This window comes from Telluria sp. Soil_C_11 (genome assembly GCF_057657395.1).
In genome coordinates this window covers 74605-99543 of record NZ_JBDGIN010000005.1, presented here as the reverse complement: position 1 = coordinate 99543, position 24939 = coordinate 74605, and the positions used below count along the sequence as shown (strand labels likewise).

Annotated in this window: 20 protein-coding genes; 9 read left to right on the top strand and 11 right to left on the bottom strand. The window is 67.6% G+C overall.

Annotated elements, in window-relative coordinates; genetic code table 11:
• The first annotated feature begins 76 nt into the window (after nt 1-76).
• The 3 genes from rpoD (at nt 77) to AC3A6M_RS10715 (ending at nt 4550) form a co-directional block, all read left to right on the top strand.
• The gene (gene rpoD, locus AC3A6M_RS10725; protein WP_487852710.1) at nt 77-2770 is read left to right on the top strand and encodes an RNA polymerase sigma factor RpoD; all 2694 of its coding nucleotides are present in this window, start codon (nt 77-79) and stop codon (nt 2768-2770) included.
• A 131-nt stretch (nt 2771-2901) separates the two neighbouring features.
• Nucleotides 2902-3717: a transporter gene (locus AC3A6M_RS10720; RefSeq protein WP_487852709.1), complete on the top strand. Its 816-nt coding sequence runs from the start codon at nt 2902-2904 to the stop codon at nt 3715-3717.
• 98 nt (nt 3718-3815) lie between these two features.
• Entirely contained in the window at nt 3816-4550 is a 735-nt protein-coding gene (locus AC3A6M_RS10715; RefSeq protein ID WP_487852708.1) for a hypothetical protein, read from the top strand.
• 124 nt (nt 4551-4674) lie between these two features.
• Here the strand turns inward: AC3A6M_RS10715 and ppc are convergent, their stop codons facing one another.
• Nucleotides 4675-7506, bottom strand: coding sequence for a phosphoenolpyruvate carboxylase (gene ppc / locus AC3A6M_RS10710; RefSeq protein WP_487852707.1), 2832 nt, complete (start codon nt 7504-7506; stop codon nt 4675-4677).
• Nucleotides 7507-7756: 250 nt separating this feature from the next.
• Here ppc and hemC point away from each other — a divergent pair, with 250 nt between their 5' ends.
• From hemC to ppa, 5 genes are all read left to right on the top strand, one after another.
• The gene (gene hemC / locus AC3A6M_RS10705; RefSeq protein ID WP_487852706.1) at nt 7757-8662 is read left to right on the top strand and encodes a hydroxymethylbilane synthase; all 906 of its coding nucleotides are present in this window, start codon (nt 7757-7759) and stop codon (nt 8660-8662) included.
• Complete coding sequence (locus tag AC3A6M_RS10700; RefSeq protein WP_487852901.1) at nt 8662-9444, top strand: uroporphyrinogen-III synthase; 783 nt, start codon at nt 8662-8664, stop codon at nt 9442-9444. The genes hemC and AC3A6M_RS10700 overlap by 1 nt, the downstream gene beginning before the upstream one ends.
• Nucleotides 9441-10604 carry a uroporphyrinogen-III C-methyltransferase gene (locus AC3A6M_RS10695; RefSeq protein WP_487852705.1) on the top strand — a complete coding sequence of 388 codons (1164 nt, stop codon included), beginning with the start codon at nt 9441-9443 and terminating at the stop codon, nt 10602-10604. Before AC3A6M_RS10700 ends, AC3A6M_RS10695 begins: the two co-directional genes overlap by 4 nt.
• Nucleotides 10605-10622: 18 nt before the next feature.
• Nucleotides 10623-11819, top strand: coding sequence for a heme biosynthesis HemY N-terminal domain-containing protein (locus AC3A6M_RS10690; RefSeq protein ID WP_487852704.1), 1197 nt, complete (start codon nt 10623-10625; stop codon nt 11817-11819).
• Nucleotides 11820-11925: 106 nt separating this feature from the next.
• Nucleotides 11926-12462 (top strand): inorganic diphosphatase, encoded by a 537-nt coding sequence (gene ppa / locus AC3A6M_RS10685; RefSeq protein ID WP_487852703.1) that lies wholly within the window; start codon nt 11926-11928, stop codon nt 12460-12462.
• A gap of 92 nt (nt 12463-12554) precedes the next feature.
• Here the strand turns inward: ppa and AC3A6M_RS10680 are convergent, their stop codons facing one another.
• From AC3A6M_RS10680 to AC3A6M_RS10635, 10 genes are all read right to left on the bottom strand, one after another.
• On the bottom strand, nt 12555-14135 hold the full coding sequence (locus tag AC3A6M_RS10680; RefSeq protein ID WP_487852702.1) for a PA domain-containing protein: 1581 nt from the start codon (nt 14133-14135) through the stop codon (nt 12555-12557).
• Nucleotides 14122-14532 carry a post-PEP-CTERM-1 domain-containing protein gene (locus AC3A6M_RS10675; protein WP_487852701.1) on the bottom strand — a complete coding sequence of 137 codons (411 nt, stop codon included), beginning with the start codon at nt 14530-14532 and terminating at the stop codon, nt 14122-14124. The genes AC3A6M_RS10680 and AC3A6M_RS10675 overlap by 14 nt, the downstream gene beginning before the upstream one ends.
• A 12-nt stretch (nt 14533-14544) precedes the next feature.
• Nucleotides 14545-15213, bottom strand: coding sequence for a choice-of-anchor J domain-containing protein (locus tag AC3A6M_RS10670; protein ID WP_487852700.1), 669 nt, complete (start codon nt 15211-15213; stop codon nt 14545-14547).
• A gap of 227 nt (nt 15214-15440) precedes the next feature.
• On the bottom strand, nt 15441-16526 hold the full coding sequence (locus AC3A6M_RS10665) for a branched-chain amino acid ABC transporter permease (protein WP_487852699.1): 1086 nt from the start codon (nt 16524-16526) through the stop codon (nt 15441-15443).
• 2 nt (nt 16527-16528) lie between these two features.
• On the bottom strand, nt 16529-17551 hold the full coding sequence (locus tag AC3A6M_RS10660; RefSeq protein ID WP_487852698.1) for a branched-chain amino acid ABC transporter permease: 1023 nt from the start codon (nt 17549-17551) through the stop codon (nt 16529-16531).
• A 7-nt stretch (nt 17552-17558) separates the two neighbouring features.
• A complete protein-coding gene (locus AC3A6M_RS10655) occupies nt 17559-18296 on the bottom strand; it encodes an ABC transporter ATP-binding protein (protein ID WP_487852900.1) in 738 nt (245 codons plus the stop codon).
• Between the two features lie 4 nt (nt 18297-18300).
• Entirely contained in the window at nt 18301-19086 is a 786-nt protein-coding gene (locus AC3A6M_RS10650; protein ID WP_487852697.1) for an ABC transporter ATP-binding protein, read from the bottom strand.
• A 1-nt stretch (nt 19087) separates the two neighbouring features.
• Nucleotides 19088-20293 (bottom strand): substrate-binding domain-containing protein, encoded by a 1206-nt coding sequence (locus AC3A6M_RS10645; RefSeq protein ID WP_487852696.1) that lies wholly within the window; start codon nt 20291-20293, stop codon nt 19088-19090.
• Between the two features lie 31 nt (nt 20294-20324).
• Nucleotides 20325-21197 carry an alpha/beta fold hydrolase gene (locus AC3A6M_RS10640; protein WP_487852695.1) on the bottom strand — a complete coding sequence of 291 codons (873 nt, stop codon included), beginning with the start codon at nt 21195-21197 and terminating at the stop codon, nt 20325-20327.
• Nucleotides 21198-21294: 97 nt separating this feature from the next.
• A complete protein-coding gene (locus tag AC3A6M_RS10635) occupies nt 21295-23667 on the bottom strand; it encodes a TonB-dependent receptor (protein WP_487852694.1) in 2373 nt (790 codons plus the stop codon).
• Between the two features lie 272 nt (nt 23668-23939).
• On the opposite strand from AC3A6M_RS10635, the gene AC3A6M_RS10630 reads away from it, so the two are divergent.
• The gene (locus tag AC3A6M_RS10630) at nt 23940-24860 is read left to right on the top strand and encodes a LysR family transcriptional regulator (protein ID WP_487852693.1); all 921 of its coding nucleotides are present in this window, start codon (nt 23940-23942) and stop codon (nt 24858-24860) included.
• The last annotated feature ends 79 nt before the right edge of the window (nt 24861-24939 follow it).

Here is a 24939-nt window from a genome sequence, read left to right as displayed (position 1 = left end):
CAGAGGGTCCGCAAGCGGACCAGGTGGCTTATTGACTTCGCAGGCGCGCACCCCGCCTCGACTGGAGAATGTTCATATGAAAAACACCGCCAAGACATTGACACTGACAGCGAAGAAGGCGCCGGCCAAGAGCACGGCGCAGCTGGCAGTGCCGAAAACCGCGACCTCCTACTTCCTCGAAACGGAAGCGGCGGCCAAGGTGACGGTGGTTAAGACGCGTTCCCGCCTGGCATCGCTGAAAGCGGCGCAGGCCGAGCAGGCCCAGGCAGCGCAACTCCAGCCTGTGGAATTCGACCAGGCAGTGGCCGCCGGCGAAGCCGCCGCCGAGGCCGTGGCCGAGACCGTCCACGACGACGCCCCGGTGGCGGCCCCGGTCGCGGCCGTCGCCGCCGACGAAGCCGATCCGATCCCGACCCCGACGGCGCCCGCCGCGCCGCCGGTGATCGTGCGCAAGCGCACGTCGAAGCTGGCCGCCCTGAAGGCCGCCGCTGCCGAAGCCACGGTCGAGGCGCCGGCGATGGCGCCCGCCGCCGAACCGGCGCCGGTTGCCGCCGCGCCCGCTGCCGAAGCTGCGCCGGCCCCGCGCGTGGTGCGCACCCGCACCCGCCGCGTCGACGCCGGCGCGTCCGGCGCCGCACCGGCAACCCCGACCGGCACCGTTAGCACCACCACCGACGCCGCCGCACTGGCCGCGATCGATACCTCGGGCTACCTGCTGCCGCAGGTGAAGGTGCCGGGCCGCCGCGGCCGCAAGCCGAGCGAATTCGTGCCGGAAAACGACGAGATCGCCGCGCTGAACGCGGTCGAGCGCGCCGAAATGAAGGCGGCATCGAAGCTGCGCGAACGCAAGGCCAAGGGCGTGCCGGGCATGCTGGGCGCCGAGCAGGGCTTCTCGGGCGAAGAGCTGGAAAAGCGCCGCCAGCAGCTGAAGAACCTGATCAACATGGGCAAGGAGCGCGGCTACCTGACCCATGCGGAGATCAACGACCACCTGCCGGAAAACATCATCGATCCGGAAGCGATCGAAGGCATCATCGCGACCTTCAACGACATGGGCATCGCCGTCTACGAGCGCGCCCCGGAAGCGGAAATGATGCTGCTGTCGGACGCCGTCGTGACCCCGACTAGCGAAGACGAGGTCGAAGCCGCCGCCGCGACCGCGCTGTCGACCGTCGACTCCGACTTCGGCCGCACCACCGACCCGGTCCGCATGTACATGCGTGAAATGGGCGCGGTGTCGCTGCTGACCCGCGAAGGCGAGATCGCCATCGCCAAGCGCATCGAAGAAGGCCTGAAGGACATGGTGCAGGCCATCTCCGCCTGCCCGGTGACGATCTCGGAAATCATCGCCCTGTCGCACAAGATCGCCAGCGACGAGCTGAAGATCGATGACGTGGTCGATGGCCTGATCGAGCCGGACGAGGGCAGCGCTGCGCCGGTGTCGGCGGCCGCCGCTTCGTCGGACGACGAGGACGAAGAAGAGATCGAGGACGAGGAAGAGGAAGAGGGCGGCACGGGCGGCAGCGCCGCCGCCGGCTATTCGGCCGAACAGCTGGCCGCGCTGAAGAAGACCGCGCTCGACAAGTTCGCCCTGATCGAGAAGCAGTTCGACAAGATGGGCCACGCCTTCAAGACCCAGGGCTACGGCTCGGCGCCCTACATGGCGGCCCAGGAAGTGATCTCGACCGAGCTGCTGGGCATCCGCTTCACGGCCAAGATCGTGGAAAAGCTGTGCGACACCCTGCGCGGGCAGATGGACGAAGTGCGTTCGATCGAGCGCGCCGTGCTGGACATCTGCGTGAACCGCTGCGGCATGCCGCGCGCCCACTTCATCAAGGTCTTCCCGGGCAACGAGACGGACCTCGAATGGGTGCAGCGCGAAGTCGACTGCGCCTACCCGTACAGCGCGGTCCTGTCGCGCAACGCGCCGGCGATCATGGAACTGCAACGGCGCATGATCGACCTGCAGGCGCGCGTGGCGCTGCCGCTGGCCGATCTCCGCAAGATCAACAAGCAGATGGCGGCCGGCGAAAAGCGCGCCCGCACCGCGAAGCGCGAAATGACGGTGGCCAACCTGCGCCTGGTGATCTCGATCGCGAAGAAGTACATCAACCGCGGCCTGCAATTCCTCGACCTGATCCAGGAAGGCAATATCGGCCTGCTGAAGGCCGTGGACAAGTTCGAATACCGCCGCGGCTACAAGTTCTCGACCTATGCGACCTGGTGGATCCGCCAGGCGATCACGCGTTCGATCGCCGACATGGCCCGCACCATCCGCGTGCCGGTGCACATGATCGAGACGATCAACAAGATGAACCGCATCTCGCGCCAGATCATGCAGGAAACCGGCAGCGAGCCGGACATGGCGACCCTGGCGGCCAAGATGGAGATGCCGGAATCGAAGGTGCGCGAGATCATGAAGATCGCGAAAGAGCCGATTTCGATGGAAACCCCGATGGGCGAGGACGGCGATTCGCAGCTGGGCGACTTCATCGAGGACAACGCCACCTTGGCGCCGCTGGAAGCCGCGATGCACGCTTCGATGCGCGGCGTGATCAAGGAAGTGCTGGACTCGCTGACCCCGCGCGAAGCCAAGGTCCTGCGCATGCGCTACGGCGTCGAGATGTCGAACGACCACACGCTGGAAGAAGTGGGCAAGCAGTTCGACGTGACCCGCGAGCGTATCCGCCAGATCGAAGCCAAGGCGATGAGCAAGCTGCGCCAGCCGTCGCGCTCGGACAAGCTGAAGACCTTCCTGCAGAACCAGTAAGCCCAGGGGCTGCCGCTACCGAAAACTCTCCGGACCCGAAAGGGCCGGGGAGTTTTTTTTCAACCGTATTGGCATCCTTCGCTGCGCTCGGGGATACTGGCGTTTCCGACAACCCGACCCGTTTGCGCCAGATGCCCCACGCAACCCCGCTCCCCCTTTTGGTCGCCGCGCTGTGCCTGGCCTGGTCATGCAGCGCCGCCGCCGCCGACGACGACGATACGATCTCGCCCGACCGTCCCAGCGTCGCCGAGTCCAGCCAGGTCGTCGGCAAGGGCCGCTTCCAGCTCGAAACCGGCCTCCAGTGGGACCGCCGGCGCGACCCGGAGCTGCACGAGCGCACCCTGAGCACGCCGACCCTGCTGCGCATCGGCCTGGGCGAGCGCGCCGAACTGCGCATCGAGACCGATGGCCGCACCATCGTCCACGATACCGATCCCGCCAGCGGCGAACATGCCGTGACGGCCGGTTACGCCGACACCTCGCTGGGCGTGAAATGGCATCTGGCCGACCAGCAGGAGGGGCAATGGAGCAAGCCTTCGCTGGGCGTGCTGCTGCATGCGGACCTGCCGAGCGGCAGCCGGGATCTGCGCGGACGCGGTGTGCGCCCCTCGCTGCGCCTGGCCGCCGACTGGGAACTGCCGGGTGGCCATGAACTGACCGTGATGCCGGGCGTGGGCGTCGACAGCGACGAGCGCGGCGCGCGCTACGGCTACGGGGTGCTGGCGGTGGAACTGGACAAGGCCTTCAGCGATCGCCTGCACGGCTTCGCCGAGCTGGCCGCGCCCCAGATCGCGCGTGCCTCGCACGGCGGCACCCAGGCCGTGTTCGACGCCGGCCTGACCTACCTGGTCAACAAGGATCTTCAGGTCGATGCCGCAGTGACGCATGGCCTGAACCGCCGCACGCCGGATCTCAGCCTGACGTTCGGGCTGTCGCTGCGCTTGTGAGAGCGCCCGGCGCGCTGGCGTGGCCCTTCCAGATAGTTGTAATTTTGCAATTCTGCGTGCTACGATGTTGATAACTTAACATTTGCGCAGGGCAAACCATGGCAGATCTGGAAGTCGCCAAGCACGGCAAGAACGTCATCCACCTGATGACGAAGAAGGAAGACAGGGTCTCGCACCGGATCCGCGAGATCGCCATCGAGATCGCCATCATCGTGTTCGCCGTCAGCATGAGCATCTGGCTGCACGGGCTGAGCGAGCACCGTCACCAGCAGCAGGAAGTGCGCACCTTCCTGGTCGGCCTGAAGAGCGACCTGAAGGACGACATCGACACCCTCACCAACATGCAGGCGGACTACCGCAAGTTCGATGCGAACTATGCCTATCTCGCCGGCCTGGAAGCCGGCAAGGAGCCGGACTGGAAGAAGTTCAACGCGGCCTACGACTACATGGACGCGAACTGGTACTTCTTCCCGAACAAGAGCCGTTTCGACGGTTTCATGATGAGCGGGAAGCTGAACAACATCGAGGATTCGGCCAACCTGAACCGCATCCTCAACCTGTACCAGAGCCTGCTCCCGCAGATCAGGACCTCCGAAGGCGGCTGGCAGTCGCGCCAGGAGAAGCTGCGCACCTACCGCGACGACACGCTCGAGAGCGACGATCCGCGCGCGCACTTTGCGCTGGTCACCTCGCCGAAAGGCAAGCGCCTGCTGGCGCGGATGGCTGCCAGCAGCCAGCACTACACGCGCTACCAGCAGTACATCGATGCCTGCAGGGAGATCGTCAAGGCGATCGACGAGGCTTATCCGGAGCAGGCGGGGAAGAAGGCCTGATCACGTCGTTCCCGCAGTCGCCGTCGTTCCCGCGCAGGCGGGAACCCAAGTTCTGCGAGTCGCAACGAAAGTCAACTTGGGCCCCCGCCTGCGCGGGGGCGACGGCTTTTAGCGAGTGGCGAGATCACCCGGTATTGCGCAAGCCGGCCGCCACCCCGTTGATGGTCATGTGAATCCCGCGGTGCACCCGCACGTCGATCCGCTCCGGATCCTGCGACAGCGCCCGGTGCCGCTGGATCAGCTCGACCTGCAGGTGGTTCAGCGGATCCAGGTAGGCGAAGCGGTTCTGGATCGAGCGCGCCAGCAGCGGGTTGGCGGCCAGGCGTTCGGCGTTCCCGGTCACCTGCTCCAGGCAGCGCAGGGTCTCGCCATACTCCGCCGCGATGCGCTTGAAGATACGGTCCCGCAGTTCCGCGTCCGGCACCAGTTCGGCGTAGCGGCGCGCGATCGGCAGGTCGGTCTTGGCCAGCACCATGTCCATGTTCGACAGCAGGGTGGCGAAGAAGGGCCACTGCCTGAACATCTCCTGCAGCAGCGCCAGGCGTTCCTCGCGATTGCCGCGCATTTCTTCATCATCCAGCCAGCCCGAGATGGCCGCGCCAAAGCCATACCACCCCGGCAGCAGCAACCGGCACTGGCCCCAGGAGAAGCCCCAGGGAATCGCGCGCAGGTCTTCGATGCGGCGGCTCGACTTGCGCGAGGCCGGGCGCGAGCCCAGGTTCAGCTCGGCGATCTCGGCGATCGGCGTGGCGGCGAAGAAGTAGTCGGTGAAGCCCGGGGTCTCGTACACCAGGTTGCGGTAGGCCTGGTACGCACGCTCGGACAGCTCGGCCATCACCTTTTCGTAGACCGCCAGGCGCGCCACCTGCGCCGGGTCCTCGCCATGCGGCATCAGGCCCGCTTCCAGCGTGGCCGCCACCAGCAGCTCGAGGTTGCGGCGGCCGATCTCGGGGTTCGAGAACTTCGACGAGATGATCTCGCCCTGTTCGGTCAGGCGGATCTGGCCGTTCACGGTGCCCGGCGGCTGGGCCAGGATCGCGTCGTAGCTCGGGCCGCCGCCGCGGCCGACCGTGCCGCCGCGGCCGTGGAACAGGCGCAGCTTGACGCCGGCGTCGGCGAACACCTTCACCAGCTTCAGCTCGGCCTGGTACAGCTCCCAGTTCGAGGTCAGGAAGCCGCCGTCCTTGTTCGAGTCCGAATAGCCCAGCATGACTTCCTGCAGCCGGCCCTGCTGTTCGATCAGCTCCTTCACGCTAGGGATCGCCATCCACTCGCCCATGATCTCCCCGGCGCGCTGCAGGTCGGGGATGGTCTCGAACAGCGGGATCACCATCACGTCGCACTGCTTCTCGCCGGGGCGCAGCAGGCCGGTCTCCTTCTGCAGCAGGAGGACCTCGAGCAGGTCCGACACGGTCTCGGTGTGCGAGATGATGTAGTTGCGGATCGCGCGCGTGCCGTAACGCTGGCGGACCTCGCGCGCCATGCGCAGCACGCCCAGTTCGGACTGGGTCTCTTCCGAATACTCGGCATAGGGCGTGTAGAGCAGGCGCGGGTGGGCGATCTCGGCCAGCAGCAGCTTGACCTTGTCCGCCTCGGACAGGGCAGCGTAGTCGGCTTCGACCCCGGCGTGCCTGAACAGCTCGGCCAGCACGCGTTCGTGGATGTCCGAGCTCTGGCGCATGTCGAGCGACGCCAGGTGGAAGCCGAAGATCGCGGCCGCGCGCAGCAGGCCGGCCAGGCGCGGCTTGACCAGGATCGCGCCGTGGTTGGCGTTCAGCGAGTCGGCCAGCACCTGCAGCTCGGCCTGGAACTCGGCCGGGCCGCTGTAGGCGTCGGCATGGCCGACTTCCTTGCGCAGCGGGTTGGTGGCGCCCAGGCCGCGCGCGGTCGCGGCCAGGCGCGCGTAGATGCCGATCAGGGCGCGCCGGTAGGGTTCGTCGGCGCGGTGCGGCGAGGTGTCGGGCGAGGCCGCGGCCAGCGCTTCGAGGGCGGCATCGGACGGCACCAGCAGGGTCGAGGTCGACAGTTCGGCGCCCAGCGCATGCACTTCGTCGAGATAGAAGTCGAAGATGGTGGTGGCGTGGCGCACCAGGGCGCGCTGCATGGTGTCGGCGTTGACGTTCGGGTTGCCGTCGCGGTCGCCGCCGATCCAGCTTCCCATCTGCAGGTAGGTGGCGCCGTCCAGCGAAGCCTGCAGCTCGTCCTCGATGTCGTCGTACAGCGCCGGCAGCTCGCGCAGGAAGGTGGTGCGGTAGTAGGACAGGGCGTTCTCGATCTCGTCCGCCACGGTCAGCTTCTCGTAGCGCAGCATGCGGGTCTGCCACAGCGTCGCCACGCGCGCCTGCAGCAGCATCAGGTTGTGCGCGCGCTCCTTCGGCGTCAGCGGCAGGTCGCGCTCGGCCAGCAGGCGCGCGATGTCGTGCTCGGCGTCCAGGATGGACTTGCGCTGCACCTCGGTCGGGTGGGCCGTCAGCACCGGCGAAATCAGGGCTTCGCGCAGGAAGGACTCGACCTGCTCGCGCCCGACGCCGGCATCCTGCAGGCGCGCCAGCGCATACGCGACGCTCGACGGCTGCGGCTTCGAGCCGGCCAGCTGGTGCGCGCGGCGGCGGCGCACGTGGTGCTGGTCTTCGGCGATGTTGGCCAGGTGCGAGAAGTAGGAGAACGCGCGCACGACCGAATTGGTCTCTTCGCGCGTGAGTTTCTTCAGCAGCGTCGACAGCTCCGCGGCGGCCTGCGGGTCGTCCTCGCGGCGGAAGCGCACGGCGGTCTGGCGGATGGTCTCGACCACGTCGAACACGGCCTCGCCTTCCTGGTTGCGCAGCACGTCGCCCAGCAGGCGGCCGAGCAGGCGGATGTCTTCTTTCAGCGGCGCGTCCTTGTCGCCGGCCTGGACTGCAGCGTCGGCCGAGGTTTGCACAGGGGCGTGGGGATCGGAGTTTGCAGCTTTGTTCATTATCGAGCACAGGTTGAATTAACGGGGGTCCACGAAGGGAAACATCGGGGCACACAGGTACAACTCTGCCATGGCGGTTGCCACGGTTCTGCAAGGGGCCGCATGCTAGAATTTGTGATTACAGGCATGCCGCCAACCGGCGCCGGCCGATCCAGGCACAACGACAGTGAAAGAAATTGTTTTGAACACTACTGACACGCAGCGCGGGCCAATTCGCCTCATTATCGCATCGCGCGAGAGCAGACTGGCCATGTGGCAGGCCACGTACGTACGCGACCGGCTCGCGGCATTATATCCGCATTGCCACATCGATATCCTCGGCATGACCACGCGCGGCGACCAGATCCTCGACCGCACCCTGTCCAAGGTCGGCGGCAAGGGCCTGTTCGTGAAGGAGCTGGAAGTCGCGATGCACGAAGGGCGCGCCGACCTCGCCGTGCACTCGCTGAAGGACGTGCCGATGGAACTGCCGGACGGCTTCGAACTGGCCGCCGTGCTCGAGCGCGAAGACCCGCGCGACGCCTTCGTTTCCACCCAGTACACCAGCCTGGCGGAGCTGCCGCCCGGCAGCGTGGTCGGCACCAGCAGCCTGCGCCGCCAGGCCCTGATCGCGGCGCGCTATCCGCAGCTGGTGATCAAGCCGCTGCGCGGCAACCTCGACACCCGCCTCGGCAAGCTCGACCGCGGAGATTACGCCGCGATCATCCTGGCCGCCGCCGGCCTCAAGCGCCTGGGACTGGAAAGCCGCATCCGCGCCTATCTGCCGATCGAGGAAAGCCTGCCGGCCGCCGGCCAGGGCGCGATGGCGATCGAGATCGTGGCCGGCGAGCGCCGCGACGGCATCGACCTGCGCGCGCTGCTGGCGCCGCTGAACCACGAGGCCACCGCGCGCGCCGTCGCCGCGGAACGCAAGGTCTCGCGCGTGTTCGGCGCCAGCTGCCAGATTCCGCTGGCGGCCCACGCCATCGTCGAGGGCGGCGAACTGCGCCTGCGCGCCATGGTCGCCACCCCGGACGGCCGCCGCAGCGCCTTCGCCGAAGGCAGCGGCCCCGTCGACGACCCCGACAAGCTGGGCCAGCGCGTCTCGCAGCGCCTGCGCGAACAGGACGCCGACGCCATCCTGGCCGAGTGCAAGGCCGAGTCGGCCGCACCCTGATGCCGGCCGCGGTCGTCATCACCCGTCCCCGCCAGCAGGCCGAGCCGCTGGCGCGCGCCGTGGCCGCCCTCGGCCGCAGGCCGGTGCTGCTGCCGCTGCTGGAAATCTCGCCGCTGCCGGAACACAGCGCCGCCGCCCTCGAGCTGCGCCGCGTGCTGGCGGACCTGGCCTCGTACGCGCTGGTGGTGTTCGTCTCGCCGAACGCGATCGACGCCGCCTTCGCCCACATCGGGCGCTGGCCCGACGGCGTCGAGATCGCCGTGGTGGGCGAGGGCAGCCGCGCGGCGCTGGCCAGGCATGGCGTGGCCGGCGGCAGCGTCCGCATCCATTGCCCGCTCGATCCGGCCCACAGCGATTCCGAGCACCTGCTGCAGGCGCTCGACCTCGGCCGGCTGGCCGGCCGCCGCGTGCTGGTGGTGCGCGGCGACGGCGGGCGCGAGCTGATGCCGGACGCCCTGCGCGGCGCCGGCGCGGCGGTCGAGACGGTGACGGCCTACCGCCGCGCGGTGCCGGCCCTGACCCCCGAACTGGCCGCGCAACTGGCCGGCTTGCTGGCCGGGCCGAACGACTGGATAATCACGAGCTCGGAAGCGCTGCGCGGGCTGGTGTCCCTGGTCGAGCGGCTGGACGCCAACGAACTGCAACATCAACTCCGTCACCAGCGCCTGATCGTGCCGCATGTGCGCATCCACGAAACGGCGCGCGCGCTCGGCTTCACCCGGCTGGCCCTGAGCGGTTCCGGCGACGAGCGCCTCCTTGCCGCGTTACAATCACAAGCATGAACGAATTGCCCAACAATCCAGAAAAATCGAGCAAGGGCGGCCAGATCGTCCCGCCGGAAACCTATGCCGCCCCGCCGCCGGCCGAGCCGCGCGTGCCCGAAGTCACCCGCGTCGGCGGGCTGCTGAACAAGCCGCAGAACGTGGCGATCATCGCGCTGGCCGTGCTGCTGGCGCTGCAGACCTGGTCGACCCACACCCGCTTCAACCGGCTGCGCGAGGATGTGGCGAAGACCCTGCAGAAGGATAATGCCTCGAACGCCGAGACCGCCCAGCTGGTCCGCGAGACCCAGGAGACGGCCAAGGAGCTGCAGGTCAAGGTGGGCGTGCTGGAAAGCCGCCAGGCCGAGTCGCAGAGCCAGCAGGCCGCGCTCGAGCAGATGTACCAGGACATCTCGAAGAACCGCGACGAGTGGGCGCTGTCCGAGATCGAGCAGGTGCTGTCCACCGCCAGCCAGCAGCTGCAACTGGCCGGCAACGTGCAGGGCGCCCTGATCGCGCTGCAGAATGCCGACCGTTCGCTGTCGCGTTCCGACAAGCCGCAATTCATCACGATCCGCCGCGCGATCGCGCGCGACATCGACAAGCTGAAGTCGCTGCCCCAGGTCGACCAGGCCGGCATCGCCCTGCGCCTCGATAACGTCATCGGCCAGATCGACAACCTGCCGCTGCTGGCCGACGAAAAGCCGGCCGAGCCGATCGCGCCGGCGCGCGCGAATCCGCCCGCGAAGGCCGGCCAGCCGGGCAAGGCTGCGGCAACGGTCCCGGCCGAAGAGCTGTCGCTCGGCCGGCGCATGCTGGACACCTGGCGCAACTGGAGCCACGAGATGTGGGACGACATGCGCCAGCTGATCCGGGTGCGCACGGTGGACACGCCGGACGCGCTGATGCTGTCGCCCGGCGAATCGTATTTCGTGCGCGAGAACCTGAAGCTGCGCCTGCTGAACGCGCGCCTGGCCCTGCTGTCGCGCAATGAAGGCACCTTCCGCGACGACCTGACCAGCGCCCAGCAGACCCTGGCCCGGTATTTCGACACCAAGGCGCGCTCGACCCAGGCTGCGCTGGCGCTGCTGCGCCAGGTCCAGGCCAACAACGTCACCATCGAGGTGCCGGACCTGTCGGAGAGCCTGAACGCCGTGCGCAACTACAAATCCAAACCGTAAGCCGGAGGAACTGAAACAATGCGTTTGCTCCTCTGGTTAGTCGCCCTGATGGCCGCGGCGATCGGCATCGCCGTGACCGCCCGCTTCAACCCCGGCAATGTGGTGTTCTTCTACCCGCCGCACCGGATCGACCTGTCGCTGAACCTGTTCGTGGTGCTCACGGCCCTGCTGTTCCTGGTCGTGTACGTGCTGGCCCGGGCGGTGCGCGCCACCCTCGACATGCCGGCCCGCGTGGCCGAGTACCGCCTGCGCAAGCGCGAGCGCGAAGCCAACCGCGGCCTGCGCGACGCCCTGAAGGCCCTGTTCGAGGGCCGCTTCGGCCATGCCGAAAAGGCCGCGATGCGCGCCGCCGAACTGCCCGACAACGCCGGCCTGGCGGCCCTGATCGGCGCCCGCGCCGCGCACCGCATGCGCGAACCGGCCCGGCGCGACGCCTGGCTGGCCGGCATCGTGCAGGACCAGGCGCTGAAGACCGCGCGCCTGATGACGGTCACCGAACTGCTGGTCGACGAGCACAAGCCGGAAGGCGCGCTGGAAGCCGTGCTCGAACTGAACGCCAGCGGCCAGCGCCACATCCACGCCCTGCAGTGGGCGATGAAGGCCAACCAGCAGGCCCGCAACTGGCCCGAGGTGCTGCGCCTGGTGCGCACCCTGGACAAGCGCAACGCCCTGCATCCGGCGCTGTCGAGCCGCCTGCGCGAGATGGCCTACGAAGCCCTGCTGTCGGAAGGCGGGCACGATGCGGAGTCGCTGCGCCGCCTGTGGTCGACGGTGCCGGGCGCGGACCGCTGCAAGCCGTACATCGCGGCGCGCGCGGCCAGCGCCTTCAATGCCCGCGGCCTGCACGACGAAGCCCGCATGATCGTCGAGGATGCCCTGAAGGCCGAGTGGGACGAGCGCGTGGTGCGCGCCTACCGCGAAGCCGCCGGTCCGGAAGGCTCGGCCACGCTGCTGGCCCAGATCGAGAAATGCGAAGGCTGGCTGCGCGAGCATCCGGGCGATGCCGAGCTGGCGCTGACCCTGGGCGCGCTGTGCCTGCGCCAGAAACTGTGGGGCAAGGCCCAGCGCTACCTGGAACAGGCGCTGCTCGACGCGACCAATCCGGAGCACGTGCGCGAAGCCCACCTGAAGCTGGCCCAGCTGCACGAAGCCCTCGGCCAGCAGGAAGAGGCGAACCGCCACTTCCGCCAGTGCGCTCTGGCAACGGTGCTCTGAAACCGAACAGTGGGGGCCGGCTTGTGCGGCGCACAAGCCCAGGCCGATTCGCTATAATGGCCCCCTTTATTATTCCTACAGCAACCCAAGAACCCAAGGACAAGCCATGAGCCTGAACAACGTCAACGCCGGCCGCGACGTGCCGAACGATTTCAACGTCGTCATCGAGATCCCGATGAACGGCGATCCGGTCAAATACGAAGTGGACAAAGAATCCGGCGCGATCTTCGTCGACCGCTTCATGGGCACCGCGATGCACTATCCGTGCAACTACGGCTACGTTCCGAACACCATCGCCGACGACGGCGACCCGTGCGACGTGCTGGTGATCACCCCGTTCCCGCTGATCCCGGGCGTGGTCGTGCGCTGCCGCGCGCTGGGCGTGCTGAAGATGACCGACGAAGCCGGCGGCGATTCGAAGATCCTGGCCGTGCCGGTCGAGAAGCTGGCCCCGCTGTACGCCAACATCAAGACCCACGAAGACGTGCCGGAACTGACCCTGCGCCAGATCCAGCACTTCTTCGAGCACTACAAGGACCTGGAAAAGGGCAAGTGGGTCAAGGTCGAGGGCTGGGAAGGCCCGGACGCCGCCAAGGAAGAAATCCTCAGCGGCGTGAAGACCTACGAAGGCCAGAAGAAGTAATCGCTGGGCGCAGCGGCGCTGACGCGGACAGCAGGAAGGGCCGGCACCCGAGGGTGGCCGGCCCTTTTTCTTTTTGAGCTACCGGCCGCTCATTACCAGCCGATATCCTGGAGCAGCGGATACGTCAGATCGCGCGGCGGCACCGTCTCGTGGGCCAGGTCGTCGTTGATGGCGGGTTCCATCAGCTGGTTCTGCTTGGCCTCGGTGCTGTAGTGCGACACCGTCGAGCCGGGCGAGTAGGTGTTCGGCGTGTACATCAGCATCCGTCCCTGCGGGTCGGTGCCGGCCAGCTGGTTCGGGTTCAGGCCCAGGCTGGCGATGACGTCCGACCGGGTGCGCGAGCGGCGCTGCAGGCTGGCCTTGAGCGCCGCCCCGCTGGCCTGGGTCACGCGCACCGCCGGGATGGCGATGGCCGGATCGCTGCCGCTCATGCCGGCGACGTCGCCCGGCTGGTTATCCGCCAGCACCATGCCGATCGCACCGGCGGCCTGCAGGTTGCGCGCCTTGGTGACGAAATCGCAGGCGCCGCGGTCGACCAGGGCGACGTTGCCGCGCACCGCCATGGCATTCGCGGCGTTCAGCGGCTCGCAGGCCAGGCCGCTGCCGTCGGCCTGGTCGACCACCGGCATCAGCTGGCCGCTCACGGGCGGATTCGACAGCGGCGGGCCGAAGGAAGCGTCGCCGACTTCATGGTTGCCGATCGCCTGGCCGGCCGAAGCGCCCGAGATCGCCAGGTTCGACATCGGCCCCAGGACCTGCGGCAGGGCGGCGGTCACGCGCGGGCCGTTCCAGGACAGGCCGCGCCAGGTCACGGCCGACTGGGCGCGCTCGGCGGCCGTGCTTTCGACCCAGCTGTGGTTGTTGCGGTTGTTCAGCAGGTAGTAGTCCCAGACCGAGGGCGTGTCCTGGATCTGTGCGCCGGTTTCGTCGTCGGTGAAGGTCTGGAAACCCAGGCCGTGCGCGAACTCGTGCAGCAGCACCGTGACGAGATCGATCTGGCTGCCGAAGTTGCGGTCCAGGCCGAGGTAGAAGCCGGAGCCGGGCATGCAGTCCGGAAACAGGCCCAGCCGCGAATTGAAGCGGGCGATGATGTGCGGCTCGCCCGGGGTGGCGAGGTCCTCGCCGGCCAGTTTGCTGGCCAGGGCGCTCGGATACCAGGTCCTGGCGCGCGGCGCATTCTTGAAGTCGGTCCAGATCTCGTTCGCGCCGGCCGAGCCCAGCACGGCGCTGTTGGCGGTGCAGGACAGCGGCTCGAAGGAGGCGCCGATCCGGATCGTGACGCTGCTGTCGAGGGTTGCGCCCCACAGGTCGGCGGCGCGCTGGAACACGTTCAGGCGCTGCTGCCCGAGCGTGGTGCCGGGGTTGCCGCCGACCGGCGCGACCGGGGTCGGGTCGTTGAAACCGACCCCCGGCGCGTTCTTGTTGACGATCACGATGTTGGCGGCGGCATGGGCGCTAGTCATGGCGGCGAGCGCCAGCGCCAGCGCGAGGGCGATGGTGGCGACGCCGACCGCGGCGGCCTGCTGCAGGCGCGGATGCGCGCCGGACTTGTCGGCAGCCTTGCCGGCCGCGTTGCCGTCCACGCTGCCGGGCGCGCCGTTGCCGGCGCCGCTTTCCGCGCCGTTGTCCGCGCAGTTTCCTGCGCAGTTTTCCGATGTGTCAGCGGGCTTCATGGCGATCCTCCTCATGCGTGGCGTTGACGGGATGCCGCAGGGCGGCGTCGGCGGCGGCTTCGCCCTGCACGCAGCGGCTGGACAGCGTGCCGTCCGCGCCGCGGGTGACGACCTCGTAGACCATGGTCTTCTCGCCCAGGCGCACGCCGCGCGCGCCGTCGCGCCGCGACAGCGGCTTGTTCTGCGCCGCGCCGGCCATGGCGGCGGTCGACGGCGGCGCCTTGGCGCGCAGCTCGCGCAACTCTTCCGGCGTCGGCGCGCGCATCTTGCCGGTCTGCGGGTCGCGCACGACCACCATGCCTTCCTTGTTTTCCTGCGCTTTGGCGTGCATGCTCAGCGAGGCCAGCATGCACAGCGCGGCCAGCATGGTCAGGGTCAACATCTTTTGCTTGGACATGGCTTCCTCCGGTCAGGCGTGGACGTTGCGGCGGCGCAGGCCGGGCAGGCCGAGGCCCGCCCCCGCCCCCGGCATCGCCAGCGCGGACGGTTCCGGCACCGCCGTCACCACCCTGACCGAATCCAGGCCGACATAGTTCAGGGTATCGGCAGGGCCGAAGTAGCGGAATGCGAAGCGGCCGCTGCCGTTGACGGCCACGGTGGCGCTGAATGCCTCCCAGTCGGTCGGGTAGCCGGCCGTGCCGCCGAGCGTGGCGAGCACCGTGGTGAAGGCGGCCGGGTCCAGGCCCGCGCCGGACGAGAAGCGCAGCTCGAGCATGTCGTTGAAGCCGGGCGTGGCGTCGTGGCGGGTGAAGAAGGTGAGCACCGTGGTGCCCGACAGGTCCAGGGCCGGGGTGATCAGCCAGTTGTCGACCGTGCCGCTGCCGCTGGCGGCGCTGAGGAAGTTGGCGGCGGCATAGGCGTCGGCGGCGCCGGTATGGGAAGCGAACAGGCCGGGGTTGCCCTGGAACCAGCCATTGCCCGGTGGCTCGCTGCGGTTGACCTGGACCCATCCGTCCAGGCCGCCGACGTTGCCGAATCCTTCGTTGAGTACCTCGACGCCCGAGGCCTCCGCGGCCGGAGCGCCGGGCGCGGCCGGCGAGAACGCCGCTGCCGCGAATTGTTTGTTGCCGGGTTTCATGGAAAGCCCTTTCCTGGAAGCCAGTAGGATGGTGATCCGCTCGCGCTGGCTGGTCGACGAGGCCATGCTGAGTTCATCTTATGATCGGGACGACCACCAGCCTTGATCTTCGGCTAAGCGGCGGACTGAACCTGGGAAGTACTGCCGTGCTGGCCGGCCGGGGGCGCGGGGTGCACCCGGCGGATGGGGGAAGGGCGAAAAAAAGGCGCCCGGAGGCGCCTCGGAGATCAGCCGGCAGTCCGCCGCGCCAGGTAGCGGCGCAGCCTCAGCTTGCCGACGATGCCGATCGGGAAGAAGTAGATCGAGAGGATGAACAGCACGCCCAGCCACAGCATCCAGCGGTCCGGATGCACGGCGGCGGCCAGCATCGGCATGCCCGACAAGGCCTCGGCGGCCTGGCCCATCAGGGTCTTCAGGTAATTCTGCGCGAGGATGAACAGGGCGGCGCCGACCACCGCGCCGTACATCGTGCCCATGCCGCCGATCACGACGATCAGCAGGATGTCGGTCATGACCTCGAAGCCGAGCGAGGTCTTGGGGCCGACGTAGCGCAGCCACAGGGCCATCAGGGCGCCGGCCAGGGCCGCCACGACGGCCGCCAGCACGTTCGCCCAGATGCGGTAGACCACGGTGCGGTAGCCCAGCGCCTCGGCGCGGAATTCGTTCTCGCGGATCGCCTGCAGCACCCGGCCGAACGGCGAATTCACCAGGCGCAGCAGGAACAGGAACAGCAGCAGGCAGCCGGCGAACACGATGTAGTAGGTGATCAGCTTGCCGTCGATGGACCGTCCGAACACCTCGTTCCCGACCAGCGTGAAGCCCGGCGACAATATTTCCGGCACGCTGAAGGTGCGGCCATCCTCGCCGCCGGTGAAGTCGGACAGCTGGGACGCCAGCACCGCGAACGAGGACGCCACCGCGAGGGTGATCATGGCGTAGAAGATGGCGCGCACGCGCAGCGCGAACAGGCCGATCACGAAAGCCAGGGCGACGGTCAGCAGCAGGGCCAGGCCGAGGCCGGCGAAGACGATGCCCCAGGTCGGCTCCTCGCTGCTCGCCAGGGCGATGCCGATGCCGTAGGCGCCGATGCCGTAGAACATGGTATGGGCGAAGGAGACGATGCCGGTATAGCCCAGCAGCAGGTCGTAGGAAGCCACCAGCACGATGTAGACGCAGATGGTGGCCGCCGTGTTCAGCGGCCGCGCGCCGGAGAACAGGAAGGGCGCCAGCAGCAGCCCGGCCAGGATCAGGAGCAGCAGGGCGGTCAGGGCGCGGCTGCGCGGCAGGTCGCCGGAAAGGAGTTTGATCGGCATGCTCAGCCTCGCGAGGTCGAATACAGGCCGGCCGGACGCCACAGCAGGATGGCGATCATCAGCACGATGTTGGACACCAGCGCCAGCTTGGGCGCCAGGAAGCCGGCGTAGTTGGCCAGCAGGGCCATCAGCAGCGAGCCGATGAAGCAGCCGCCCACCGAACCCAGGCCGCCGATGATGACCACGATGAAGACCATGATCATGACTTCGCTGCCCATGCTGGCGACCAGGGTCTCCTTGTACAGGCCCCACATCACGCCGCCCAGGCCCGCCAGCGCCGAGCCGGCCGCGAACACGCCGACGAACAGGCGGCGGATCCGGTAGCCCAGGCTTTCCACCATCTCGCCGTTCTCGACCCCGGCGCGGATCAGCAGGCCGATCTTGGTGCGGTTGAGGGTCAGGAACATGACGGCGAACACCACCAGGCCGACCGCGACCGCCAGCAGGCGGTATTTCTCGATCGCGGCGTCGCCCAGGAAGATGGCGCCGCGCAGGGTGCTCGGCAGCGGCAGCGGGATTTGCTCGGCGCCCCAGATCACGTTGATCAGCTGTTCGGACACGATCATGCCGCCCATGGTGATCAGGATCTGCTTCAGGTGCTGGCCGTAGACCGGCATGATGACGATGCGCTCGAAGGCCCAGCCCAGCAGGGCCGTGACCCCCATCGCCACCAGCACCGCCAGGCCCAGCACGCCGAGGTTGGCCGCCAGCGAGTCGGCTTCCAGCCAGCCGCGCATCGGCAGCAATACCATCGTGGCGGAGAAGGCGCCGACCGAGACGAAGGCGCCGTGGCCGAAATTCAGCACGCTCATCAGGCCGAACACGAGGGTCAGGCCGCTGGCCATTATGAAGATCATCATGCCCATGGCGAGACCAGCGACGGTCAGGGTGACCCAGGTCGGCATCGAGACGAAGGGCAGCACGGCCAGGGCCAGGGCCGGCACCAGCAGCAGCGGCGCGAGGTCGCGCCTGGCTGCCGGCAGCGGTGCATCGGCCTGCTGTGCGATGGGAAGGGTTGCGCTCATGGATGGCTCATTGATGGGAGTCCAGGGAAAGTCCGAGCAGGCGCTGCTGCAGCGCCTCGTCGTTGGCAAGGTCGTGCATCAGGCCGGCGTGGGCGACGCGGCCGTCGTCCATCACGCTGACGCTGTCGCCGAGGGTCCGCACGACATGGAAATTCTGCTCGACCAGCAGGATCGTGGTGCTGGTGTCCTTCAGTTCGCGGAAGGCCGTCATCAGGCTCTGCACGATGGCCGGGGCCAGGCCCTTGGTCGGCTCGTCCACCAGCAAGAGCTTCCTCGGCTCGACGATCGCGCGGGCGATCGCCACCATCTGCTTCTGGCCGCCGGACAGGTTGCCGGCCGGGTAGTTCCAGAATTTCTTCAGGGCCGGGAAGAAGCCGCAGATCCAGTCGACTCGCGCCTGGTCCAGCGGGCCGTTGCGCGCCGCCAGGTACAGATTCTCGCGCACCGTCAGTTCCGAGAACACGGCCATGCTTTCGGGGACGTAGGCGATGCCGGCGCGCGCGATGTCGGGCGTGGACAGCTTCGTGATGTCGCGGCCGTCGAACACGATGCTGCCGGCGCTGGCCTTCCACAGGCCCATGATGGTGCGCAGGGTCGTGGTCTTGCCGGCGCCGTTGCGGCCCAGCAGGACCGCCAGGCCGCCGCGCGGCACCGCCAGGTCGACGCCCTGCAGGATGTGGTACTGGCCGATGTGGGTGTGGACGCCGGACAGGGTCAGTATGGGTTCGGCCGCCAGACCGGGCATCGGATCAGACAACTTCGGGTGTTCCAAGATAGGCTTCCTGTACGATTTTCGATTGCATGACCTCGCGCGGCTCGCCGTCCGCCACCAGGGTGCCGTTGTGCATCACGATGATGCGGTCGGCCAGCGAGCGCACCACATCCATCTTGTGCTCGACCAGCAGCACGGTCTTGTTGGCGTCACGCTTGACCTGGTGGATCAGCTCGAGTACCACCGGCACCTCGTCCACGCTCATGCCGGCGGTCGGCTCGTCGAACATCAGGATCGCGGGTTCGAGGGCGAGCAGGATCGCCACCTCGAGCTTGCGCTGGTCGCCGTGGGGCAGGGTGCCGACGATGGCGTCGCGTTTGGCGATCATCGACACCCGCTCCAGGTAGTGCTCGGCGCGCTCGATGATGGCCTTGTGGCCGAACCAGACCGAGAACATGTTCAGGCCGATGCCGGCGCGGCTCTGCACCGCCAGGCGCACGTTCTCCAGCACCGTCAGGTGCGGAAAAAGATTCGTCAACTGGAACGCGCGTCCCACTCCCAGGCGGGTGCGGTGGGCGGGGCCGAGGCGGGTGATGTCGCGCCCGTCCACGAAGACGCTGCCGGATGTCGCCGCCAGCTGGCCCGAGACCAGGTTGAAATAGGTGGTCTTGCCGGCGCCGTTGGGACCGACGATCACGGTCAGGGTGCCCGGATGGAACTCGGCCGTCACCCCGTTCACCGCGACATGGCCGCCGAAGCGGATGGTCAGGTCGCGGGTGGACAGGGAAGGCGGGGAGGATCGCAGTTCCTGCTGCTGTGCCATGTCAGCGCTTGTTCCGCACCGGCAGCGGCAGCTCGGTGGCCGGGATTTCCCGCACCAGCTCCAGCAGGTCCCATTCGTTCTTCTGGTCCTTCTTGATGCGGAAGTGGTACATCGGCTGCAGGGCCTGGTGGTCTTCCTTGCGGAACGTCATCGTGCCCTTCGGCGTCTCGAAGGACATGCCTTCCATCGCCGCCGCCAGCTGGTCGCCGTTCGCGTTCGGCACCTTCGACAGCGCCGCAACGACCGCCCCGGCCGCCGCCATGCCGCCCGCGGTGAACATGTCGGGCGGGGCCTTGAAGCGTTTCGTATGCTCGGCCACCAGCCAGTCGTTCATCTTGTTCTTCGGGAAGCCGTAGTAATAATAGATGGTGCCCTCGGTGCCGGCGTAGGCCTTCCAGGTCTTCATCACCGGCAGGATGTTGCCGCCCGGGGCCAGGGCGATGCCGTAGCGCTCTGGCTTCATGTCGGCGATCTTGTTCAGCGGGTTCGGGCCGGCCCAGACGATCGCCAGCACGCGCGGCTGCGGCTTGTCCTTCAGGGCGTCGAAGATGCGCTGGGTCGGCGCGGTGAAGTCGGTGGAGGCGGCCGGCGCGTATTCCTCGTGCACCACCTTGGCCTTGCTGCCGGTCGCGGCCAGCGCTTCCTTGCCGGCCTTGATGGCGTCGCGGCCGAAGGCGTAGTCCTGGGCCAGGAAGGCCACGCTGCCGCCCTTCAGGGTGGAGGCGGCGGCGAGGGCGTCCTGCATCGAGCTGCGCGCGGTGCGGAAGATGTATTTATTCCACTTGGCGCCGGTGATCTCGTCGGCCACGGCCGGCTCGACGACCAGCACCTTCTTGTACTCCTTCGCCACCGGCAGCATCGCCAGCGCCGAGCCGGACGAGGTGGTGCCGACCGCGATGTCGACCTTGTCGTCGCCGTAGGCCTCGGCCAGCAGGGTGCGGCCGAGGTCCGGCTTGCCCTGGTCGTCCTTGACGATCACCTTGATCTTGCGGCCGTTGATTTCCATCTTCCCGCCGGTCAGGTATTCCAGGCCCATCATGAAACCGGTCTCGGTCTCCTTGGCATAGGCTTCCAGCGCGCCGGTCTTGCCGGCGATCAGGGCCACCTTCAGGTCGGGGGCGGCGAGCGCGCTGCCGCCTGCCGTTGCGATGAAGGCGGCCAGCAGGGAGGCGCGGACTGGCGGAATCATGGGCTTGATGCGTTTCATGTGGTCTCCTCGTTTTTTTACAGCGTTCGGTTCACGGCACGTTCGCCAGGAAGCGCAGGATCGCCTCGAGCGCCGCCGGCTCGGTCAGCATCGGCGCGTGGCCGACCTTCGGCACCTCGACATACTGCATGCCTGGCGCCGCGCGGCGCATCCAGTCGGCCTGGCGCGCTTCCAGCAGGTCGGACAGTTCGCCGCGCACCAGCAGGACGGGGCGCGCCTGCGCCAGCTTGCGGAAGGCCTTGCGCGCCGCCAGGGATGTCGGACGGAGTTTACCGGTTTGTAGTGCAATCGCAATATTTGGATCGTAGCGCGGCGCCAGCCGGCCTTCGCCATCCTGCTCGAAGGCGCGGCGCGCCCACTTGCCCCACTCTTCGTCGGAATTGTCGGGGAAGGCGCACAGGTTGATGTCCTTGACGGCGGCCGCCGCTTCGTCCCAGGAGCCGAGCGCCGCCGCCTTGCCGGCATAGCCAGCGATGCGCGCCAGGCCTTTTTCGGACAGTACCGGGCCGATGTCGTTGAGGACGGCGGCGGCGACCAGGTCGAGGTGCAGCGCCGCCAGCGTCATGGTGATCAGGCCGCCCATCGAGGTGCCGACGAAGACGGCGCGGGCGATGCCGAGGCCGGACATCAGCCCGGCGACATCCTTCGCGTAGACGGACGTGTTGTAGTTGTCGGGATTCGGATCGCGTTCGGAGTGGCCGCGTCCGCGCACGTCGAGTGCCAGCACACGGCGCGAGGTGGCCGCGATCAGCGGCGCGAGCTCGTCGAAGTCGGACGCGTTGCGGGTCAGCCCGTGAATGCAGATCACCGGCAGGCGCCCGGGCCCCGCGCTGGCGGGGTAGTCGCGCGCGTACAGGCGCAGGCCGTCGCCGCTTGTAAAGCTGAGTTCAGTGTAGTTGGACATGGAGCCCCGTGTTGATTGCGTTTATTCGCTACGCATAAGGCCTGCGAAAAGGCGCCCGGAAGGCGCCGCGCGGGCGCCTTCGGCCATCGGGCAGGGGTCAGAACTTCACGTCGAGCGTTGCGCGCACGGTGCGCGGATCGCCGTAGAAGGTGGTGACCGAGTTGAAGAAGGTCGAGAAGTTGTAGCCTGCCACTTTGTAGCGCTTGTCGAGCAGGTTACGGCCGTGCAGCCCGACCTGGTATTTGCGGTCGGCGCTGGTCCACACCAGGCCCGCGTCCCACAGCCCGTAGCCGCCCTGGGCCAGCATCAAATTGCCCGGAACGGTCACGTCCAGGGTGGGGACGCCGGTCGGCCGGGCAATCTCGGTCTGGTAGACCTTGCTCTTGTAGGCCACGCTGTTCATCAGGCTCAGCGTGCCGGCGCGGCCCATCAGCGCGAGCGGCCAGTCGTAGTTGACGCTCAGGTTGGCGGCGTTCTTCGGCGTGTTCTGGAACTCGGTGCTGCCCGCGATGTTCACCAGGCCGGTGCCGGTGGCGTTCGAGACCATCCATTCCTTGTACTTCGCATTGATGTGGCTGTACATGGCGCTCACGCTGAGCGCGTTGGTCAGGTAGGCGATCGCTTCCAGCTCGAGGCCGGAAATCTTGGCCTTGCCGGCGTTGGTCAGGGTGCCGGCGAAGCCGTTCACGTTGCCGTTGGCATCATACGTCGCGATCGATCCGGGAATCTGGACGTTCTTGTAGTCGGTATAGAACACCGCCGCATTGGTCTGGAGCCGGCCGCCGTTCATCGACGACTTCAGGCCCAGTTCGACGGAGCTGACTTCTTCCGGATCGACGCCCTTGCGCTTGGCCAGCGAGGTGGTGGAAGTCGGCTTCCCGCCCAGGTCCATGCGCGGGTCGAACATGCCGCCCTTGAAGCCCTTGGACCAGGTGGCGTAGACGTTGTGTTCCGGCGCGATCTTCCAGCCCAGGCCGACCTTCGGCGTGAACTTCTTGTCGGTGCGGTCCAGGTCGTCCTTGCCGAGGTCGGTGTTCGGCACCCCCGCCATGACGGCGTTCGGGTTGCCCATGACCGACGAGCCGGCCAGGCCGAAGTAGGTCGCCTTGAAGATGCGGGCGCGGCGCTGGTCGTCGGTGTAGCGGCCGCCGACGCTGATATTGAAGGTGTCGGTCAGGCTGTAGCTGGCGTCGGCGTACGCGGCCCAGGTGGTGGTGTCGATGTCGTCGTAGGTGAGCAGCGACAGGCCGCCGGCGGCGTTGTACAGCACGTCGAACTTGTTGAAGGCGTTGGCCTTCATGTAGTACACGCCGGCCACGCCCTGCAGCTTCGAACCGGTGTAGGTCAGCTGGAATTCCTGGCTTTTCTGGTTGTCGGCGTAGATGCTAGGCGCTTCGAACAGCGGCGTCTCCAGCGAATCGAAGTCGATCGGCGCATACGAGTGCGACTTGCGGATCGCGCTGATCGACTTGAAGCTCAGGGTCGGATCGATGGTGTATTCCAGCAGCAGCGAGGTGCCCTGGTTGATCACCTCCTGCTTGTGGCCGCTGACCGCGTACAGGTTGGCGCGCGTATCGTAGTCGCCGGCCAGCGGCTGGATGCTGGCCGGTGCCGGACCCGGGGTCAGGCGGTAGCCGGCGCGCGGTTCCGAGTCGTCGACCGTGCGGTCGGCGGCGAAGCGCACGAACAGGTCGCTGTTCGGCGTCAGTTCGACGCTGACGCGGGCCGCCTGCACGTCCTTGTTGTAGTTGTCCTTGCCGTTGAGGACGTTGTGGCCGAAGCCGTTGCGGTTGAAGGTGGCGACGGTCCCGCCGATGCGCAGGATGTCGGAGACCGGCGTGCTGGCCTTGAGGACCAGGTCTTTCTCGCCGTAGTTGCCGAGGGTTGCCTTGGCCTCCAGCATGGTCTTCGGCGCCAGCTTGCGGGTCACGTACTTGACCGCGCCGCCGATGGTGTTGCGGCCGTACAGGGTGCCCTGCGGTCCGCGCAGCACTTCGATGCGCTCGAGGTCGTAGATGTCGGTCAGCGCGCCTTGCGGGCGGGCCAGGTAGACGTCGTCGAGGTAGATGCCGACGCCCTGTTCGTAGCCCGCGACCGGGTCCTGCTGGCCGATGCCGCGGATGAAGGCGGTGAGGGTGGTGTTGGTGCCGCGCGAGGTCTTCAGCGTGGTGTTCGGCACCTTATCGGTGAGGACGGTGATGTCGGGGATGGCCTGTTTCTCGAGCTCGGCGCCGGTGACGGCGGTCACCGCGCCCGGCACGTCCTGGATCAGCTCGGTGCGCCGGCGCGCCGTCACGACCACCTTGTTGATGTCGCCATCGGCAGCGGCAGCGGCGGGAGCGCTGGTGGTGGAGGCCGCGCCTTCCTGGGAATGGGCCACACCCATCGCGCCGCCATAGATCGCCAGCAGGACGGCAGTAGAGATGGCGGAACGGTTCAGTAGCATCAGTTTCTTTTCAGTAAGACGCATTGTATGTCTCCAAATATTATCGATAGCGGCATGCGTTCAGGTTTTCGCACGGATGAAGTTTGCATTGCTCAAGTCTCGTTGAATAGATAACAACGCGCTCAGCCGGTGTGCGAAAATGCACAGGGAACTCTTGAGGCAAATATGCATGTGCCTGGCAGAGCGGCAGTTTCATTCGGGGCGATGCGTTGGCCCGGACCGGGGTCGAGGAAAATCCTGGCAGCGAAATGTGCACTGGTGCACAATATCTGTTGTTGATATCAGACAATCATCATATGAATAGCCTGCCCGAGTGGACCGACCTGCGTTACTTCCTCGAACTGGCGCGCGCCGGTACGCTGTCGGGCGCCTCGCGCCGTCTGGAAGTCGAGCACACGACCGTGGCGCGGCGCATCGACCGCCTCGAGAGCCAGCTCGGCACCACCTTGTTCGACCGCTCGCGAGAAGGCTACGAGCTGACCGAAATGGGGCATGCGCTGCTGCCGCATGCGGAGGCGATGGAAGGGGCGTCGCTGGCCGCGGTCGAGCAGCTGGGTGGGACCGAGGTCGGGGCCCAGGGCGTGGTGCGGCTGGGCGTGCCGGACGTGTTCGGGGTGAGGGTGGTGGCGCCGCTGCTGGTCAAGCTGCTCGACACGCATCCCGACCTGTCGATCGAGATGCTGTCGCTGGCGCGCTTCGCCAACCTGGCCAACCGCGAGGCCGACCTCGGGGTGATGCTCGACCCGCCGGCGACCGGCCGCTATGTGGTCACGCGCCTGGCCACCTTCCGCTTCTACCTGTACGGCTCGCCGGACTACCTGGCCCGGCATCCGCCGATCCGCACCCACGCCGACCTCGAGCGCCACGACTTCGTCGACTACGTGCAGGACCGCCTGGCCAGCCGCGAGCTGTCCTACCTGAACGAACTCGGCTTCACGCCGCGCCGGCGCTTCTGCTCGCTCGGCATGGGCGCCCAGGTCGAGGCGGCGGCGCTGGGCATGGGCCTGATGATGGCGCCGCCCTATGCGATTCCGGACGACGGCCGGCTGGTGCCGGTGCTGCCCGGCTTCTACGCCGAGCGCTCGTTCTGGCTGGCCGCGCCGACCGACCTGTACCGCCTGCGCCGCGTGAAGGTGGTGTGGGACCTGCTGCGCGACCTGGCCGACAACAATCCCTCGCTGTGGTGGGAGAAGGGCGATATCGGGCGGGCGGCGTGATGCCGATCCGCCCGGGCTTCATCGACGGCATTGGCCGGATGGCCGACCTGGCGCCGATCCGCGGCGTGCCTGACGGACG

Bases quoted from the DNA above. Each gene is read 5' to 3' on its own strand.
- rpoD (WP_487852710.1), top strand. From the start codon at position 77: ATGAAAAACACCGCCAAGACATTGACACTGACAGCGAAGAAGGCGCCG.
- AC3A6M_RS10720 (WP_487852709.1), top strand. From the start codon at position 2,902: ATGCCCCACGCAACCCCGCTCCCCCTTTTGGTCGCCGCGCTGTGCCTG.
- AC3A6M_RS10715 (WP_487852708.1), top strand. From the start codon at position 3,816: ATGGCAGATCTGGAAGTCGCCAAGCACGGCAAGAACGTCATCCACCTG.
- ppc (WP_487852707.1), bottom strand. From the start codon at position 7,506: ATGAACAAAGCTGCAAACTCCGATCCCCACGCCCCTGTGCAAACCTCG.
- hemC (WP_487852706.1), top strand. From the start codon at position 7,757: ATGTGGCAGGCCACGTACGTACGCGACCGGCTCGCGGCATTATATCCG.
- AC3A6M_RS10700 (WP_487852901.1), top strand. From the start codon at position 8,662: ATGCCGGCCGCGGTCGTCATCACCCGTCCCCGCCAGCAGGCCGAGCCG.
- AC3A6M_RS10695 (WP_487852705.1), top strand. From the start codon at position 9,441: ATGAACGAATTGCCCAACAATCCAGAAAAATCGAGCAAGGGCGGCCAG.
- AC3A6M_RS10690 (WP_487852704.1), top strand. From the start codon at position 10,623: ATGCGTTTGCTCCTCTGGTTAGTCGCCCTGATGGCCGCGGCGATCGGC.
- ppa (WP_487852703.1), top strand. From the start codon at position 11,926: ATGAGCCTGAACAACGTCAACGCCGGCCGCGACGTGCCGAACGATTTC.
- AC3A6M_RS10680 (WP_487852702.1), bottom strand. From the start codon at position 14,135: ATGAAGCCCGCTGACACATCGGAAAACTGCGCAGGAAACTGCGCGGAC.
- AC3A6M_RS10675 (WP_487852701.1), bottom strand. From the start codon at position 14,532: ATGTCCAAGCAAAAGATGTTGACCCTGACCATGCTGGCCGCGCTGTGC.
- AC3A6M_RS10670 (WP_487852700.1), bottom strand. From the start codon at position 15,213: ATGAAACCCGGCAACAAACAATTCGCGGCAGCGGCGTTCTCGCCGGCC.
- AC3A6M_RS10665 (WP_487852699.1), bottom strand. From the start codon at position 16,526: ATGCCGATCAAACTCCTTTCCGGCGACCTGCCGCGCAGCCGCGCCCTG.
- AC3A6M_RS10660 (WP_487852698.1), bottom strand. From the start codon at position 17,551: ATGAGCGCAACCCTTCCCATCGCACAGCAGGCCGATGCACCGCTGCCG.
- AC3A6M_RS10655 (WP_487852900.1), bottom strand. From the start codon at position 18,296: ATGCCCGGTCTGGCGGCCGAACCCATACTGACCCTGTCCGGCGTCCAC.
- AC3A6M_RS10650 (WP_487852697.1), bottom strand. From the start codon at position 19,086: ATGGCACAGCAGCAGGAACTGCGATCCTCCCCGCCTTCCCTGTCCACC.
- AC3A6M_RS10645 (WP_487852696.1), bottom strand. From the start codon at position 20,293: ATGAAACGCATCAAGCCCATGATTCCGCCAGTCCGCGCCTCCCTGCTG.
- AC3A6M_RS10640 (WP_487852695.1), bottom strand. From the start codon at position 21,197: ATGTCCAACTACACTGAACTCAGCTTTACAAGCGGCGACGGCCTGCGC.
- AC3A6M_RS10635 (WP_487852694.1), bottom strand. From the start codon at position 23,667: ATGCGTCTTACTGAAAAGAAACTGATGCTACTGAACCGTTCCGCCATC.
- AC3A6M_RS10630 (WP_487852693.1), top strand. From the start codon at position 23,940: ATGAATAGCCTGCCCGAGTGGACCGACCTGCGTTACTTCCTCGAACTG.